Origin of the sequence: Streptomyces sp. TG1A-60 (genome assembly GCF_037201975.1) — a bacterium.
Taxonomy (GTDB): Bacteria; Actinomycetota; Actinomycetes; order Streptomycetales; family Streptomycetaceae; genus Streptomyces.
Genome location: NZ_CP147520.1, coordinates 1,790,835 through 1,807,890 on the forward strand (window position 1 = coordinate 1,790,835; position 17,056 = coordinate 1,807,890).

Here is a 17,056-nt window from a genome sequence, read left to right on the forward strand (position 1 = left end):
ACGTAAATGGATGTCGCGACCTTCTGTGTGCTGGCCGTCCTCGCGGTCGTCAGCGGCGCGATGGTGTTCCGCTTCGACTCCATGGCCCGTGCGACCTTCTCCCTGCTGACCTCGCTGCTGTGCGTGGGCGGCCTCGTCGTGCTGCTCGGCCTCGCCTACTTGGGCATCGTCATCGTGCTGATGATGACGATCGAGATGGCCATCATGGCGGTCTTCATGGTGATGTACATGATGAATCCGGCCGGGCTCATGCCGATGACGATGACGCACAACAAGAAGGGCGCGGCCGTCGTCTGCTGCCTTCTCTTCCTGCTCCTGGCGGCCGGGATCCTGCTCGCGCCCTGGCCCGCCCGTCGAGGGAAGGCGCCCGCCGACCCGACCATGGAACTCGGCATGTCCCTCATGGGGCCGCAGATGCTGACCATGATGACGCTGGGCATGGCCCTGTTCGCGACGATTGTCGCCACGGTGGTGCTGGCCACCCGGCGGGGACGGTACGACCGTCTCGGCGACGATCTGCGGGCGCGGCACGCGGACGATCCCGTACGAGGCGGTGTCGGCCGGTGAGTCTGGAACCGTTCCTGCTGCTGGCCGCCGCGCTGTTCTGCGTCGGGCTGTTCGGGGCGCTCACCCAGCAGTCGATCGTGATGCTGATGATGGGCCTCGAACTCATGCTGGGCGGAGTCATCCTGGGTGCCGCGACCGCCTGGCACTACATCGCTCCGGCGGCGGCCGAGGGCCAGGCCCTGATCGTCCTCGCGGTCACGGCGATGGCCCTGGAGATGGCGATGGGGTTCGCTGTGGTCACCGCCCTGTTCCGGTCGCGGGAGGTCGACATGACCGACATGGCGGCGGAGTTGAAGGAGTGAGCGCCCTGCTGGGGGCGCTGGTCGCGCTGCCGCTCGGGGCGGGGGCGGTACTGCTCCTGGTGGGGCGGCGGGCCGACCGTGCGGCACCGGGTGTGGCCCTCGCCGTGGCAGGCGCCGCTCTGGGCCTCGCGATCGCCACGGCCTTTCGGCACCCGGCCGTACGGGCGCCGTTCCTCGACGGACTTCCCGTGCGACTCGCGGTGGACGGCCTGTCCGGACTCATGACTGTCACGGTCACCGGGGTCACGCTGGCCGTACTTCTCTTCAGCGCGGCCGAGTTCAGCACGAGCGAGGCCCGGGCCCGCTTCTTCGGGCTGATGCTGCTGTTCGCCGGAAGTATGCTCGTCACGGTCACGGCCGCGAACCTCCCGGTCCTGCTGATGGGCTGGGAAGTCATGGGCGCCACCTCATGGGCGCTGATCGGATATTGGTGGCGGGATCCGGAGCGTACGAGCGCGGCCGACACCGCGTTCCTCACCACGCGTACCGCCGATCTGGGTCTCTATCTGGCGGCGGGGGCCGCGCTCGCGAGCGGCCGGGACACGACGCTCTCGCTCGACGGACTGGCGCGCGCCGACGACCCGTGGCTCTCCTTCATCACCGCGGGCCTCATCGTTTCCGCCTTCGGCAAGTCCGCCCAACTGCCCTTCAGCTTCTGGCTGTCGAAGGCCATGCAGGGCCCGAGCCCCGTCTCGGCGCTGCTGCACTCGGCGACCATGGTCGCCGCCGGGGCGTATCTGCTGCTGCGGACCGGACCGCTGCTGAACGCCTCCGGCTGGGGCGACGACGTGGTCGCGTGGACGGGCGCCGCCACCGCGCTCTTCCTCGGGCTCGTCGCGGTAGCGCAAACCGACCTCAAGCAACTGCTCGCCGCATCGACCTGTGCCCAGATCGGCTTCATGGTGCTCGCCGCCGGGACCGGCGCGGCATCGGGTGGCACGCTGCAGCTCATCGCCCACGCCTCGGCGAAGAGCCTGCTCTTCCTGGCCGCCGGGGCCTGGCTGACCGCACTGGGCACCCAGCGGCTCCCCGAACTGCTCGGCGCCGCACGCCACAACCGGACAGTCGGTGTGGCCTTCACCGTCGGCGCGCTCTCCCTGGCCGGGATTCCGCCGCTGTCGCTGTGGGCCGCCAAGGACGTCCTGCTCGCGGGCACGCTGGAGAGCAGCCCCTGGTTGTACGCCGTCGCGTTGGCCGCTGCCCTGCTGTCGGCGGTCTACAGCGCCAAGGCCCTGTGGTTCGTGTGGCGACCTGCCGTCCCGCGACCCGACGCGCACCGTGTCCCGGTCGGTGCCGTCGTGCCCCTGGTCTCGCTGGCCCTGGCTTGCCTGGCGCTGACGCCGGTGGCCTTTCCTCCGCTGCGTGACAGTGTCGGGCGTGTCCTGGCGCAGGCCGGTCAACCTGAACCGCAGGCATGGGAGTCCGTGCTCTCCGGTGCCCTTGCACTACTGGCGGTCGTGGTCACCTGGATCTGGTACACGCGCCCGTCGGCCCGGTCCCCATGGGCGAAGACGGTCCTCGCGAATTGGCTGCTCTTCGAGCGTGCCGCCCAAGTCGTCCTGGTCGCTCCCGTGATGCGGCTGGCGCGCTTGGCCGCGGCGTTCGACAACCGGGTCCTGGACCGTGCCGTCGACGGCACGGCCGCGGGCTCCGTGCGGTTCGCCCGCTGGACGGACGGCGTCGTGGAGCGGGCGGTGGACGGCACGGTGACGGCGGTCGCCGACGGCACCCGTGCGCTCGGCCGCTGGGCCCGCCGCCCGCAGACCGGGCAGCTGCACCAGTACCTCGCCCAGGCCGTCGCGGCCTTCACCGTCCTCGCCGTCGTGCTCGTCCTCGTGAGGTGACCCGCTTGCTGTCCGCCCTCGTCTTCGCACCCACGGCCGTCGCGCTGCTGCTGTTCGCCTTGCCCCGCCGTACGACACCGCGGGTCTTCCGCGCCGTGTGGGTCGTCACGTCCGCGCTGGAACTCGCCCTGGTCATCGCGGTGTGGGCCGGGTACGAGGCCGAAGGGGGGATGCAGTACGAGCAGCGCGCCCGGTGGATTCCGAGCGCCGGGGTCGGCTATCACGTCGGTGCCGACGGGCTGTCGCTGCCGCTGCTCGCCCTCACCTGCCTGCTGTTCCTGGCCTGCGCGTTGTACTCACTGCGCGAAGGTCGCCGTATCCGCGAGTTCGCCGCGCTCTTCCTCTTCCTGCAGACCACCTGCCTTGGTCTGTTCGCCGCCCTGGACCTGATCCTCTTCTTCGTGTTCTTCGACCTGTCCATCGTCGCGATGTACTTCGTCATCGCCGGATGGGGCCACCAGCAGGCTGCGCGCGCCGCGCTGAAGTTCTTCCTGTACACCTTCCTCGGTTCGCTCGCCCTGCTGCTCGGCTTCATCGGCCTGTACCTCGCCGCGTCTCCGCACACCTTCGACATGGTCGAGCTGACGGAGCAGAACCCGCTGGCCGGCCGCTCCGTCCACGGCGCCCTGGTGCTGCTGGCCGTGGTCGTCGGCCTGGCGGTGAAGACCCCGACGGTGCCGTTCCACACCTGGCTGCCACCGGCCCACGTCGAGGCGCCCGCCGCCGGATCCGCGATCCTGGCCGGCGTCCTGCTGAAGATGGGCACATACGGCTTCGTCCGCATCGCCATGCCGATGCTCCCCGAGGCCTGGCGCCGCTACGCCCTCGTCCTGGTCGTCGTCGGCGTCCTCTCCGTCCTTCACGGAGCCCTGGTCGCCCTCGCACAGACCGACTTCAAACGGATGGTCGCCTACACCTCCGTCAACCACATGGGTTACGTCGTCCTGGCCGTCGGCGCCGGCGCCGCGGCAGCGGACAGCTCCGAACAGGCCCGCTCCCTCGCGGTCACCGGGGCGGTGACGCAGATGGTCAGCCACGGCCTGCTCACCGGCGCGCTGTTCCTGCTGGCCGGGGTGCTGTACGAGCGCGGGCGGACGTACGACATGGGCTCGTACTCCGGAGTCGCCGGCGCGGCGCCCGCGTTCGCCGCCATGACCGGCGTCGCGGCCTTCGCCTCTCTCGGGCTGCCGGGATTCTCCGGCTTCATCGCCGAGTTCCAGATCTTCACCGGAAGCCTCGGGCCACAGCCTCTGGCCACGACACTCGCCGTGCTCGGCATCCTCCTCACCGCCGGGCTGTTCCTGCGCGCGCTGCGGCAGGTCTTCACCGGCCCGCTGCGTCTTCCCGAGGCACCGGGCACGCCCCGCGCGTTCCCGGACATCCGCGCACACGAGAGCCTCGCTGTCGTACCGCTCCTCGTCCTGGCCCTCGTCCTCGGCGTGGCGCCCCGCTTCCTGCTGGACGTCATCGAGCCCGCGTCCCGGTCCGTCCTGGAACTGCTCGCCCGATGACCGAGATGAACGAGAATCCACTCGACCTCCTCCCCGAGGTACTGCTCGCCGCGTCCGCCGTACTCGGGCTGCTGCTCGGCTCCTGGCTGCCGCGCGTCCGACAGTGGATCGTGGGTCTGCTGGCGGCCGTCGCGTGCGTGGCGGGGATCGTCGCCGCCTCGGTGGCCGCCGGGAAGCCGACCGTCACCGCCTTCGGCGAGGCCTTCGCCGTCGACCCGGTCACGAGCACGTCCCGGATCGTGGTCCTCGGCGGCACGCTCCTCGTCCTCGGCGTCTCCTTCCACCCTCTGCAAGGGGACCCGAGGGAGACGGAGTTCTACGTACTGCTGCAGCTGGCGGCCCTCGGCGCGCTCATGATGGCGGGCACGCAGGACCTGCTGCTGCTCGCCGCCGGGTACCTGCTGGCGAGCATCCCCGCCTACACCCTCGCCGGCTTCCGCAAGGACGGGCCGGGCACCGAGGCGGCACTCAAGTACTACGTGGTCGGCGCCCTGTCGGGTGTACTGATACTGACCGGCATCACCATCCTGTACGCGACGGGACGCGGCACCGGGTACCCGATGCTCGGGGAAGCGTTCCGCGACGCGCCCCAGGCGCTGATCGCCACCGGCACGACGGGGCTTCTGGCAGGCGTACTGTTCAAGGCCGGAGGCGTACCCGCGCACTTCTGGGTCCCCGACGCCGTGCAGGGCAGCAGCCCGCCGGTCGCGGCGCTCCTCACCACCATCCCGAAGATCGGCGCACTCGCCGCGCTCTTCCGCCTGGGCGACGTCGTCTTCGCCGACAGCCCCCTGCCCTGGCCCGCGCTCGTCGCCGTACTCTCCGCCGCCTCCATGACCCTCGGCAATCTCGGCGCGTTCTTCCAGCAGGACGTCAAGCGACTGCTTGCCTACTCGACGATCAGCCAGGTCGGCTACCTCCTCATGCCGGTGGCCGTCGCCGGACGCGCGGACCTCGCGCAACAAGCGCTGCTGTACTACCTCGCGGCGTACACGGTGACCAACCTCGGCGCCTTCGCCGTGGTCTGCGCCCTCCCCCGCGCCCTCACACCGGACGACTACCGAGGTCTGGCCAAGGAGCGTCCGCTGCTCGCCGCGAGCCTCGTCATCTGCCTACTGGGACTCGTCGGCACCCCGCCCACCTCGGTGTTCCTCGGCAAACTCGAAGCGTTCAGCGCCGCCTTCGAAGGCGGTTACGCCTGGCTCGCCGCCCTGGCCGCCGCCAACACCGTGGCGTCCCTCTTCTACTACCTGCGCTGGATCGTGCCCGCGGTCTCCCGAAGCGGATCCTCACCGCCTCCCGAGGGCGACCGCACGGCACGTGTGACGGCATACACCGCCACGGCGGTCTCGCTCGCTCTCGGAATCGCCGGCGGACCGGTCCTGGGCGCGCTGGCCTGACCGGCCATCACTGTTCGGGGTTCGTACGTCACGAGGTGTTACCGAGAGGAGTTCAATGGCGTACGCATGTCGACAACGGGTCGGCTCAGCACAGTCGCATGCCTTTCAGGCGGACACGGCCGGGCTGGTGAGCCCCGGGGCGCTCGCGGCACTAGCGCGCGGTCTGCGTGTGCACGTACTCCACGAGCCGGGTCAGGGCGTCGGGGTCGGTGCTGGGCATGACGCCGTGGCCGAGGTTGAAGATGTGGCCCTCCAGGCCGGCGGCCGTGTCGAGCACCTCGCGGGTCTTGGTCTCGACGGCCTCGGTGCCGGCGAAGAGGACCGTCGGGTCGAGGTTGCCCTGGAGCGCCTTGCCGGGGCCGACGCGGCGGGCAGCCTCGTCGAGCGGGACGCGCCAGTCGACGCCGACGACGTCCGCGCCGGCCTCGCCCATGAGGCCCAGCAGCTCGCCGGTGCCGACGCCGAAGTGGATGCGCGGGACGCCGTAGGACTCGACGGCCCGGAAGACCTTCGCCGAGGCGGGGAGGACCGAACGGCGGTAGTCGGTAGGGGCGAGCGCGCCGGCCCAGGAGTCGAAGAGCTGGACGGCCGAGGCACCCGCCTCGATCTGGACCTTGAGGAACGCGGCCGTGATCCCGGCGAGGCGGTCGAGCAGGTCGCTCCACAGCTCGGGGTCGCCGTACATCATCGCCTTGGCGTTCTCGTACGTTCGGGACGGGCCGCCCTCGACGAGATAGCTGGCGAGGGTGAAGGGCGCGCCGGCGAAGCCGATGAGGGGGGTTCCGCCGAGCTCGGCGGTGAGGAGTCTGATCGCCTCGGTGACGTAGGAGACGTCCTCGGCGGTCAGGTCGCGCAGCTGGACGAGGTCGGCGCGGCTGCGGATCGGCTTCTCGACGACCGGGCCGACGCCGGGCTTGATGTCGAGGTCGATCCCGATGGCCTTGAGCGGGACCACGATGTCACTGAAGTAGATCGCCGCGTCCACGTGGTGCCGGCGGATCGGCTGGAGGGTGATCTCCGTGACCAGCTCGGGCCGCATGCAGGACTCCAGCATCGGGATGCCCTCGCGCACCTTCAGGTACTCGGGCAGCGAGCGCCCGGCCTGCCGCATGAACCACACCGGTGTGTGCGGCACGGGCTCGCGCCTGCACGCCTTCAGGAAGGCGGAGTTGTACGTGGCGGTCGGCTGGTGGCCCGAGGGGCTGGCGTTGGCACTCACGAAGCAAAGTCTCGCACGACCGCTTGACAGGGACGGTCCGGGCTGCGGACAACCCGCAAGCGATCATTTCCGGCCATCGCCGCCGGTGGCCGACGCCGCCTCCGTTCGCTGAGTGCGATGCGACAGTGACCCAGGGCACGGGTGTCTTGCCCTGCGCCGAGGCCCAGTTCCCCTTAATGTTCCGGCATGGCTGCGGCTCAGGGACGACTGTCGGACGGCGCTGGCGGGACGGGCGACGCGAAGGAGGGGGAGCGCGATGCGATGGAGACGGCACCGTTGCCGTTCCGCTCCGCCGTCGAAGCGCTGCGGACCTCACGGCCGCGGCCGGAGATCGAGATCGAACCGACCCGGCCGCCCCAGCGGCTGGCGCCGTACGCGTACGCCCTGGAGGCCGCGGTCGTCGAGGGCGACGAGGATCTGGCCGACGGGCGGCTCGTGCTGCTGCACGAGCCGGCGGGACACGACGCCTGGCAGGGCACCTTCCGGCTGGTGACCCTGGTCCGCGCGGAGTTGGAGCCCGAGATGGCGGCGGATCCGCTGCTGCCGGACGTGTGCTGGTCGTGGCTGACCGGTGCGCTGCAGTCCCGGGGGCTGCCGTACGGCGAGCCGAGTGGCACGGTGACGCGGGCGAGCTCCCACTACTTCGGCGGGCTGTCCACGCGGCCGGCCGCGTCCCAGATCGAGATCCGGGCGTCCTGGACCCCGCTTGAGGCCCTGGGCGGTGTTCCCGACACGGCCTCGCATCTCGCTTCCTGGTGCGACCTGCTCGCCCAGATCGCGGGGCTGCCGCCGGCGGTCGACCCGGAGGACGCGGCTGTGGTGACGCTGCCGCAGCGGCGGGGGCCGCAGTCCCGCTGAACCTTCGCAGAACAGAGGACCGTGCGCCGTGGGGCGTGCGGTCCTTTTCGTGCCTCCGTCACGCGGTCTCTTTCCGCGCCTCTCGCCACGCCGAACAAAACCATCACTTTGTCGATACGGCCACTTTCGGCCGCGTATTGACGTGAAGCGACACCGTTCGATCTTCGAATGATCGAAGACGTGTCCGAATTGCACGGATTGTTACTCACCAAATCGTGATCATTCTCTAAAGGAGCATGGGTTTGGTGCCGAAGACCCCTGTGACCTTGAAAGTACGGTTCGTCCCGGCTTAAACCCCACGAGCCCAGCGAGCCGCCCCCGTCCCGCACCCAGGAGGCCTGGTGTCCGTTCTCCTCGAGCAGCCCGCAAGCCTGGTCGCCTACCGTCCGAACAAACCGACGGCGATGGTGGTCGTGGCCGATCCGCGCGTCCGGTCCACGGTCACCCGCCACTTGTGGGCCCTCGGTGTCCGCGATGTCATCGAGGCCTCGTCCATCGCCGAAGCCCGCCCCCGCGTCGGCAACCCCCGTGACATCTGCGTCGCGGAGGTCCACCTGCCGGACGGTTCCGGCCTGACCCTCCTCTCCGAGACCCGCGCGGCGGGCTGGCCCAACGGCCTCGCCCTCTCCGCCGCCGACGACATCGGCGCCGTACGCAACGCCCTCGCGGGCGGTGTGAAGGGATACGTCGTCACGGGCACCCGCACCAACATCGGACTGCCCGCCCGCCCGGGAACCGCGCCTCTCGGCTCCGCCGCCCGTATGCACCGCCGCCCCCCGGGTGCCCCGAGCCACCCGGGCGGCTACCGGGAACTGTCGGGCCGCGAGGTCGAGGTGCTGCGCCTGGTCGCGGAGGGGCAGTCGAACAAGGCGATCGGCGTCTCGATGGGCCTGTCCGCGCTCACGGTCAAGAGCCACCTGGCCCGGATCGCACGCAAGCTCGGCACCGGCGACCGCGCCGGGATGGTGGCGGTGGCGCTGCGCACCGGGATCATCCACTGACGCCGAGGGTGCCGAGGCAGGAAGGGGCCGGGATCGTTCTCCGATATCCGTACTCTCCCGGTTCGCCGGGAACATTCACTGACACGTGTGACACGTGACTGGTTTACGACCCTGGAAGGCCCGTAGACGGAACGTTCCGTCTACGGGCCATGTCCATACACAGATACCCTTGACAGGTGACCGACGCCCAAGAGACCGCAGCAGACAGCACCCTGCGCACCACCGGAGGCGCCCCTCCGGACGACGGCGGATCTTCTGAAGCGGGGGCGCCGATCCCTTTGCTGGTGCCCCGAGACGGCATTCCGCCCGTGATCGCCGACGAGTCCTCGCTCGCCGCGGTGATCTCCGCGTTCGCCGCCGGCTCCGGCCCCGTCGCCGTGGACGCCGAACGGGCGTCCGGCTACCGCTACGGCCAGCGGGCCTATCTGGTGCAGCTGCGCCGCGAGGGCTCGGGCACCGCGCTGATCGACCCCATCGCCTGCCCCGACCTCTCCGGCCTCGGCGAGGCGCTCTCCGGAGTGGAGTGGGTGCTCCACGCCGCCACCCAGGACCTGCCCTGCCTGCGCGAGATAGACATGGTCCCGACGCGGCTCTTCGACACCGAGCTGGCCGGACGGCTCGCCGGGTTCCCCCGGGTCGGTCTCGGCGCGATGGTCGAGACCGTCCTCGGCTACGTCCTCGAGAAGGGCCACTCCGCGGTCGACTGGTCGACCCGGCCGCTCCCCGACCCCTGGCTGCGGTACGCGGCGCTCGACGTGGAACTCCTGGTGGACCTGCGGGACGCCCTGGAGAAGGAGCTGGACCGGCAGGGCAAGCTCGAATGGGCCCGCCAGGAGTTCGACGCGATCGCCGCCGCGCCGCCCGCCGAGCCGCGCAAGGATCCGTGGCGTCGTACGTCCGGGATGCACAAGGTGCGGCGCCGACGGCAGATGGCGGTCGTACGGGAACTGTGGGAGGCGCGGGACCGCATCGCGCGGCGGCGGGACGTGTCGCCGGGGAAGGTGCTGGGCGACGCGGCGATCGTGGAGGCCGCCCTTGCGCTGCCGGGCACCGCGCACGCCCTCGCCGCGCTGAACGGATTCGGGCATCGGACGGGGCGGCGGCAGCTCGAGCAGTGGCAGGCCGCCGTGGACCGGGCCAAGGCGCTGCCGGATTCGGCGCTGCCGGCGCACGGGCAGCCCGTGACCGGGCCGCCGCCGCCGAAGGCCTGGGCCGACAAGGACCCGGCGGCGGCCGCTCGGCTGTCCGCTGCTCGGGCCGGGGTGTCCGCGCTGGCCGAACAGCTCACCATGCCCCAGGAGAATCTGATCACTCCGGATACGGTTCGGCGGCTCTGCTGGGAACCGCCGAAGTCGTTGGACGCGGAGGCTGTGAGCGCGGCGCTTGCGGGGTACGGGGCGCGGGCCTGGCAGGTTGAGCTGGTTACGCCGGTGCTGGTGGGGGCGTTGTCCGCTACGGCGAAGGCGAAGGGGGCCCAGTCGCCCTAGGGCCGTCTGGGCGCCGGCGGGTGCGGGTTCGCCGTGGTTGCTCGCGCGGTTCCCCGCGCCCCTGAGAGGCGGCGGTGCCCCCGCCCGGCTGATGAGTCGCCCTTACTTCGTGGCTCCTCTCGTGAAGCCGTTGTAGATGAATCTCTGGAGCGCCAGGAAGACGATCAGGGTCGGCAGGATCACCAGGACGGCTCCTGCCGAGATCGTTTCCCAGTGGGCGCCGAAGGGGCCCTTGAAGCGGAAGAGGGACGTGGAGATCACGCCGAGGTCGTCGGAGGGCATGTAGAGGAAGGGGATGTAGAAGTCGTTGTAGACGGTGATCCCCTTGACGATGACGACGGTGGCGACCGCGGGTTTCAGGAGCGGGAAGATGATCTTTCGGTAGATCGTGAAGGCGTTGGCGCCGTCCAGGCGGGCGGACTCGTCGAGGGAGATCGGGATCGATCTCACGAACTGCAGGAAGATGTAGATCGAGACGATGTCGGTGCCCGTGTAGAGGGCGATCGGGGCCCAGAGGGTGTCGAACATGCCGAAGCTGTCGACGATCTGGAAGGTCGCGACCTGGGTGGTGACGCCGGGGACGAGGGTGGCGACGAGGAAGAGGGCGACGACCAGTTTCCGGAAGCGGAAGGTGAAGCGGTCGATCGCGTAGGCCGCCATCGAGCCGATGAGGACCGTTCCTGTGATGGCGAAGGCGAGGATGAAGGCCGTGTTGCCGAAGGCGGCGAGCATCTCGCCGTCGCGGAACGCCGTCGCGTAGTTCGCGAGGTTCAGCGGGTTGTCCGGCAGGGTGAGGGCGCCGCTGTCGTCCGCCATCTGCTCCTCGGTCTTGAGCGAGGTCAGCAGGACCACGAGGAGGGGCAGGAGAACCACGACCGACGCGCCGACCAGTGACAGATAGGTGAGGGTGCGGGCGACCCGCCTGCGGATTACAGGGGTCGGGATCGTCAGTGTCGTCATACGAGGTCCGCCCTGTCGTCGGGGACCAGTCGGCGCTGCAGCCACGTCACCGCCAGGATGATCAGCAGGAGGACGACCGCGGCGGCCGACGCGAGGCCCGTCTTGTTGAACTGGAAGGCGAGCTTGACTGTCTGGATCACGAAGGTCTCGGTGCCGGTGGCGCCGCCGGTCATGATGTAGGGGATCTCGAAGACCGACAGGGACCCGGAGATCGAGAGGATCACGCTCAGGCTCAGGACCGGGCGGATGCCGGGCGCGATGATGTACCGGAACTGGTGCCAGCGGTTGGCGCCGTCGAGTTCGGCGGCCTCGTACAGCTCCCCCGGGATCGACTGGATCGCCCCGAGGAAGAGCACGAAGTTCAGGCCCGTGTAGCGCCAGACGGAGACGCCGGAGAGGGAGATGTTCGCGGACGTCGAGGTGCCGAGCCAGGCGCGGTCGGACTCGTGGCCGAGGAGGGCGAGGAGCGAGTCGAGGGTGCCGCCGTCCTGGAAGAAGTAGAGGAAGACGAAGCCGATCGCGACGCCGTTGATCAGGTACGGGAAGAAGAGGACGCCCTTGAAGAGGTTCCGGAAGCGGAGGTCGAAGCTGAGGATCGTCGCGAAGTAGAGGGCGACGCCGATCTGCAGCGCCGAGGCGGCCAGGTAGTAGCCGCTGACGAAGAAGACCTGGAACAGCTCGGGGCGGGTGAAGATCTCGATGTAGTTGTCGGGGCCGGTGTAGCGCAGTTCGGGGCTGACGCCGTCCCAGTCGGTGAAGCTGTACGCCAGCATGTTGGCGACCGGGGCGTAGGTGAAGGCGATCAGGAGGGCCAGCGGGGCGGCCAGGAAGAGCCAGGGGGTGAGCTTTCGCCACAGGCGCACCTTGCGGGGCGCCCGCCGGGGCATGGGGGGCGGGGGCGCGGCCACCGGGGGCCGCGCCGCCTTCTCTGTCGCGTGCGAGGGGTCGGTCGTACGCGTGCGGGGCATCAGGATCCCACGGTCTTCGCCGCCTCGGTCCAGCGCTTGCCGAGGTCGGCGAGGAAGTCGTCGAGGTCGCCGTCCTCGGCGCCGCGGGCGAGGTCGACCAGGTCCTGGCGGTAGGCGGGGCCGTGGATGCCGACCTCGGAGGCGCTGTCGATCTCCTTGACGAGTCCGCCCTTGGCGTCGTCCAGCTCGATGAGCTTCACCCCGGCCTCCTCGTACGGCTTCAGGGCCTCCGGGAGAGGGGCGTCCTTGAGGACCGACGGCAGCAGGTTGTCGTCCGCGTAGCCGGACTCGGTGGAGAACCAGTCGATCCAGGCGCGGGCCGCCTCCTTGTGCTTGGAGTTGATGTTCACGGCCTGGTTGTAGTCGGGGCTGAGGACCGCGCAGAATGTGCCGTCGACCTGGGCGGGGAACGGCATGAAGCCGATGTCGTCGGGGTCGGTGCCGGCCTTCTCGGCGGCCTGCCGGAACTGGAGTACCGCCCACGAGCCTAGCCAGGCGGTGGCGATCTCGCCCTTCGCCAGCCGGGGCTTGGAGCCCTCCCAGTTGGTGGTCGTCGGGTCCTTCTCGATGAGGCCCTGATGCACGATGTCGTGGAGGAGGGTGTCACCCACGCGCAGGTCGGCGCCCTCCGCCCACGGGTCGCCCTCGGTGAGCGCCGTGGTGGCCCCGGTGTCGCAGCTGACCGAGCCGTTGACGTACGTCCAGGACGTGAGCGGCCACTGGGCCGCGAAATTGGTGTAGTAAGGCACCGCGTCCGTCCGGGACTTGATGGCCTTCAGAGCGGTGAGGAACTCGTCCGGAGTGGTGGGCCAGTCGGTGACACCGGCTTCGGCCCAGACCTTCTTGTTGTAGACGAAGCCGGGGGTGCCGCCGTTCGTGGTCTGCCCGTAGACCTTGCCGTCGACCGCCGTGAAGTCGGTGAAGCGGTACTTCTCGCTCAGCTCCTTCTCGGTGCCCAGCGAGGCGAAGAACTTGGGGTAGTCGTTCTTCTTGATGACGGCCGGGATCATCAGGACGTCGCCGTAGTTCTCCGTGTTCATACGGATCTTGACCTCGGCCTCGTAGTCCGTGAGGGCCTCGAACTCGACCTTGACCTTGGGATAGGTCCTGTTGAAGGCGTCCGCGTACTTCTTCATCGTGCCGTCCTGCACGATGTCGGTGCGGTGGGTGAGGACCTTGATGGTTCCGGAGACCTTTGACGGGTCGTCAGGAGCCTTGGCGTCGGCGCCTTCCGAGCTGCCCCCGCTGCCGGTGCAGCCCGAGACGAGGAGGGCCGCTGCGACCAGTGTTCCGGCGAGTGTCCTTCGGTGGCTCATGTGCACCAGCTCCGTTTCGGGACGGACGAGCACGAGTGGGATGGCTGGTTCGGCACTCTGGCAGCCGTTCACTGAACCGGTAAAGTCCCTATTTCGCCAAGGATGTCGAAACATTTCGCGGTACTGTCGAGGAACCGAACTGGACCGGTTTAGGGAGTGCGCATGCTGGACGCCACACCGCTCACCGAGGGCTGGATCCTGCGGCACGAGGGGAGCGGGCTGCCCGCCGCGGTGCCCGGGTGCGTGCACACCGACCTGCTGGCGGCGGGGCTGATCCCGGACCCCTTCCTCGGGCGGAACGAGACCGAGGTGGCGTGGGTGGGGCGCCGGGGGTGGACGTACGAGGTCGAGCTGCCGGCCGTCGGGGCGGCCGACGGGCACGACCAGACCGACCTGGTCTTCGACGGGCTCGACACGGCCGCCGAGATCCGGCTCGACGGACGGCTCCTCGGCTCCGTACGGAACATGCACCGCTCGTACCGCTTCGACGTCACCGGGATGAGCGGGCGGCTCTCGGTGCGGTTCGCCTCCGCGTACGCCGAGGCGAAGGCGGTGCGCGAGCGGCTCGGCGACCGGCCGAACGCGTATCCCGAACCCTTCCAGTACATCCGCAAGATGGCCTGCTCCTTCGGCTGGGACTGGGGGCCGAGGCTCGTGACCGCCGGGATCTGGCGGCCCGTTCGGCTGGAGCGCTGGTCCACGGCTCGTATCGCCCGGGTACGGCCGCTGGTGACGGTCGACGGCACGACCGGGCACGTTGAGCTGCTCGTCGACGTGGAGCGGGCGGCCGTCGAGGCGGGGCTGCGGCTGGAGGCCCGGGTGGGCGGCGTCAGCGCGGTCGCGGTGGTCGAGGGCACGAGCGGGTCCGTGCGGCTGGAGGTGCCGGGCGCGGACCTGTGGTGGCCTCGCGGATATGGCGAACAGCCTTTGTATGACGTGGAGTTGACGCTGTCCGGCGACGGCGGGGCGCTTGATGTGTGGCGGCGGCGGATCGGGTTCCGGACCGTGGAGCTGGACCGGAGCGCCGATGAGCACGGCACCGGCTTCACCCTCGTCGTCAACGGCGAGCGGCTGTTCGCCCGTGGGGTCAACTGGATCCCGGACGACGTGTTCCCGTCCCGGATCACTCGCGAGCGCTATCGCGCGCGGCTCACGCAGGCGGCCGAGGCCGGTGTCGACCTGGTACGGGTCTGGGGCGGCGGCATCTACGAGAGCGGGGACTTCTACGACGCCTGCGACGAGTTGGGGCTGCTGGTCTGGCAGGACTTCCCGTTCGCGTGCGCGGCCTACCCGGAGGAGCAGCCGCTGCGGGGCGAGGTGGAGGCCGAGGCGCGGGAGAACGTCGTACGGCTGATGCCGCATCCCTCGCTTGTGCTGTGGAACGGCAACAACGAGAACCTGTGGGGGTTCAAGGACTGGGGCTGGGAGGAGCGGCTCGCCGGGCAGTCGTGGGGCGAGGGGTACTACCTGGGCGTACTGCCGCGTGTCGTCGCGGAGTCGGACCCGACGCGGCCGTACACGGCGGGCAGTCCCTGGTCGGGGTCGTGGGAGCGTCATCCGAACGACCCGGCGCACGGCACGCACCACTCCTGGGATGTGTGGAACCGGGAGGACTACGCGCGGTACCGGGCGAACGTGCCGCGTTTCGTCGCCGAGTTCGGGTGGCAGGCGCCGCCCGGGTACGCGACGCTGCGGCGCGCGCTGCCGGACGAGGAGCTCTCTGCCGACTCGCCCGGGATGCTGCACCACCAGAAGGCGGAGGACGGGAACGGGAAGCTGGAGCGGGGGCTGGCCCGTCATTTCACCGTGCCGAAGGACGACTTCGACCGTTGGCACTACCTGATGCAGGTCAACCAGGCCCGAGCCGTGGCCACCGGGATCGAGCACTGGCGGTCGCGGTGGCCCGTGTGCGCGGGCACGATCGTGTGGCAGCTCAACGACTGCTGGCCGGTGACGTCCTGGGCGGCGCTCGCATGGGACGGCCTGCCCAAGCCGCTGTACCACGAACTGCGGCGGGTGTACGCGGACCGGTTGCTGACGCTTCAGGCGCGGGGCGGAGGGCTGGTGTCGGCCGTGGTGAACCAGGCCCGCGAAGCATGGTCGACCGCGCTGCGGCTGCGGCGCATGACGGTCGCGGGTGCGGTGGTGAACGAGGCCCGCACGGAGGTCACGGCCGTCGCGCGCACGGTGGCCGAGGTGCGGGTGCCGGCCGGGCTGGAGCCGGTGGGACCGCGGGAGTTCCTGGTCGCCGACGCGGACGGGGTGCGCGCCCTGCACTTCCCCGTTCCGGACCGCGACATCCCGTACGTCCGACCGGAGTTCGACGTCGAGGTCGCACCGGGTGCCGTGACCGTGACAGCCCACACCCTGGTGCGGGACCTGCTGCTGCAGGCAGACCGGCTGGATCAGGCGGCGCGGGCGGACACCGGGCTGGTCACGCTGCTCCCCGGTGAGCGTGTCACCATCGGTGTACGTGGGTGGGAGACGCCCGACGCGGATGCCGCCCGCAAGGCGCTGTACTGCGTGGAGCCCGCGCGATGACCGTACCTCGGGTGACGATCAAGGACGTCGCCGCGCGCGCCGGGGTGTCCAAGGGGGCGGTGTCGCTCGCGTTCAACCAGAAGCGGGGGCTGTCCGACGCCACTCGGGACCGGATCTTCGCGGCGGCGCGGGAGCTGGGGTGGGCGCCGAACCTGGCGGCGCGGTCGCTGTCGAGTCAGCGGGTGGACGTCGTCGGGCTGGCGATCTGCCGGCCCGCGAAGCTGCTGGGTCTTGAGCCGTTCTACATGGAGTTCGTCTCCGGGGTGGAGAGCGTGCTGACCGAACGGTCCTGCTCGCTGCTGCTGCGGCTGGTGCGGAACCTGGAGGAAGAGGTGGGGCTGCAGGACGCGTGGTGGCGGGGGCGGCAGGTCAGTGGGTCGATCCTCGTCGATTTCCGCGCGGACGATCCGAGAGTGGCCGCGGCGGGGCGGCTGGGGATGCCGGTGGTGGCCGTCGGGCACCCGTCGCTGACCGGGGGGCTCACGTCCGTGTGGACGGACGACGCGACGGCGGTGACGGAGGCCGTGCGGTACTTGGCGGCGCTCGGGCATCGGCGGATCGCGCGGGTGGGGGGTGCGGCGGCTCTGGGGCACACGGCGATTCGTGCGGCGGCGTTCGACGAGGCGGCACGGGTGCTGCGGCTGGCCGGGGCGTGGCAGGTCGCCACCGACTTCTCGGGGGAGGCGGGGGGCCGGGCCACGCGGTCGCTCTTGACCGGTATGGGGGACGACCGCCCCACGGCGATCGTCTACGACAACGACATCATGGCGGTGGCGGGTCTGTCGGTGGCCGCCGAGCTGGGGCTGCGGGCGCCTGAGGACGTGTCGTTGCTGGCTTGGGACGACTCCCAGCTCTGTCGGCTCACCCGGCCGACGCTCTCCGCGATGAGTCATGACGTGCACGGGTTCGGGGCGGATGTGGCCCGGACCCTGTTCGGGGTGATCGCCGGGGAGAAGGGGGTCGGCAGGTCGCATCCGGTGGCCACGCCGGTGCTGGTGCCTCGGGGCTCCACAGCGCCCGCCCCGTGAGCGCCGTACGGGCCCGCGGGTGAGCACCGTACGCGGCTGCGGTCGCTTTCGGAC

The 17,056-nt window shown here is 70.3% G+C and carries 14 protein-coding genes; 10 read left to right on the plus strand and 4 right to left on the minus strand.

Features of this window, described 5'->3' with window-relative positions:
* The first annotated feature begins 6 nt into the window (after positions 1-6).
* The 5 genes from WBG99_RS07265 to WBG99_RS07285 are packed head-to-tail and all read left to right on the plus strand — an operon-like array spanning position 7 to position 5,624.
* A complete protein-coding gene (locus tag WBG99_RS07265) occupies positions 7-567 on the plus strand; it encodes an NADH-quinone oxidoreductase subunit J (protein WP_338895531.1) in 561 nt (186 codons plus the stop codon).
* Positions 564-869, plus strand: coding sequence for an NADH-quinone oxidoreductase subunit K (locus WBG99_RS07270; RefSeq protein WP_338895532.1), 306 nt, complete (start codon positions 564-566; stop codon positions 867-869). Before WBG99_RS07265 ends, WBG99_RS07270 begins: the two co-directional genes overlap by 4 nt.
* Entirely contained in the window at positions 866-2,713 is a 1,848-nt protein-coding gene (locus tag WBG99_RS07275; RefSeq protein ID WP_338895533.1) for a proton-conducting transporter membrane subunit, read from the plus strand. The genes WBG99_RS07270 and WBG99_RS07275 overlap by 4 nt, the downstream gene beginning before the upstream one ends.
* A gap of 5 nt (positions 2,714-2,718) precedes the next feature.
* On the plus strand, positions 2,719-4,224 hold the full coding sequence (locus WBG99_RS07280) for an NADH-quinone oxidoreductase subunit M (protein WP_338900255.1): 1,506 nt from the start codon (positions 2,719-2,721) through the stop codon (positions 4,222-4,224).
* A complete protein-coding gene (locus tag WBG99_RS07285; RefSeq protein ID WP_338895534.1) occupies positions 4,221-5,624 on the plus strand; it encodes an NADH-quinone oxidoreductase subunit N in 1,404 nt (467 codons plus the stop codon). Before WBG99_RS07280 ends, WBG99_RS07285 begins: the two co-directional genes overlap by 4 nt.
* Before the next feature lie 151 nt (positions 5,625-5,775).
* Here the strand turns inward: WBG99_RS07285 and hemE are convergent, their stop codons facing one another.
* The gene (gene hemE, locus WBG99_RS07290; RefSeq protein WP_338895535.1) at positions 5,776-6,843 is read right to left on the minus strand and encodes a uroporphyrinogen decarboxylase; all 1,068 of its coding nucleotides are present in this window, start codon (positions 6,841-6,843) and stop codon (positions 5,776-5,778) included.
* A gap of 186 nt (positions 6,844-7,029) precedes the next feature.
* On the opposite strand from hemE, the gene WBG99_RS07295 reads away from it, so the two are divergent.
* The 3 genes from WBG99_RS07295 (at position 7,030) to WBG99_RS07305 (ending at position 10,189) form a co-directional block, all read left to right on the plus strand.
* Positions 7,030-7,701, plus strand: coding sequence for a DUF3000 domain-containing protein (locus WBG99_RS07295; RefSeq protein ID WP_338895536.1), 672 nt, complete (start codon positions 7,030-7,032; stop codon positions 7,699-7,701).
* 341 nt (positions 7,702-8,042) lie between these two features.
* Positions 8,043-8,702 (plus strand): response regulator transcription factor, encoded by a 660-nt coding sequence (locus WBG99_RS07300; protein ID WP_338895537.1) that lies wholly within the window; start codon positions 8,043-8,045, stop codon positions 8,700-8,702.
* Between the two features lie 176 nt (positions 8,703-8,878).
* A complete protein-coding gene (locus tag WBG99_RS07305; protein ID WP_338895538.1) occupies positions 8,879-10,189 on the plus strand; it encodes an HRDC domain-containing protein in 1,311 nt (436 codons plus the stop codon).
* 102 nt (positions 10,190-10,291) lie between these two features.
* On the opposite strand, the gene WBG99_RS07310 is transcribed toward WBG99_RS07305, so the two are convergent.
* The 3 genes from WBG99_RS07310 to WBG99_RS07320 are packed head-to-tail and all read right to left on the minus strand — an operon-like array spanning position 10,292 to position 13,433.
* On the minus strand, positions 10,292-11,149 hold the full coding sequence (locus tag WBG99_RS07310) for a carbohydrate ABC transporter permease (RefSeq protein WP_338895539.1): 858 nt from the start codon (positions 11,147-11,149) through the stop codon (positions 10,292-10,294).
* Complete coding sequence (locus WBG99_RS07315; RefSeq protein WP_338895540.1) at positions 11,146-12,117, minus strand: sugar ABC transporter permease; 972 nt, start codon at positions 12,115-12,117, stop codon at positions 11,146-11,148. The genes WBG99_RS07310 and WBG99_RS07315 overlap by 4 nt, the downstream gene beginning before the upstream one ends.
* Entirely contained in the window at positions 12,117-13,433 is a 1,317-nt protein-coding gene (locus WBG99_RS07320) for an extracellular solute-binding protein (protein WP_338895541.1), read from the minus strand. Before WBG99_RS07320 ends, WBG99_RS07315 begins: the two co-directional genes overlap by 1 nt.
* A gap of 162 nt (positions 13,434-13,595) precedes the next feature.
* Here WBG99_RS07320 and WBG99_RS07325 point away from each other — a divergent pair, with 162 nt between their 5' ends.
* Together WBG99_RS07325 and WBG99_RS07330 are read left to right on the plus strand one after the other, a co-directional pair.
* Positions 13,596-15,974, plus strand: coding sequence for a glycoside hydrolase family 2 protein (locus tag WBG99_RS07325; protein ID WP_338895542.1), 2,379 nt, complete (start codon positions 13,596-13,598; stop codon positions 15,972-15,974).
* Positions 15,971-17,002: a LacI family DNA-binding transcriptional regulator gene (locus tag WBG99_RS07330; protein WP_338895543.1), complete on the plus strand. Its 1,032-nt coding sequence runs from the start codon at positions 15,971-15,973 to the stop codon at positions 17,000-17,002. The genes WBG99_RS07325 and WBG99_RS07330 overlap by 4 nt, the downstream gene beginning before the upstream one ends.
* Positions 17,003-17,056: the final 54 nt, after the last annotated feature.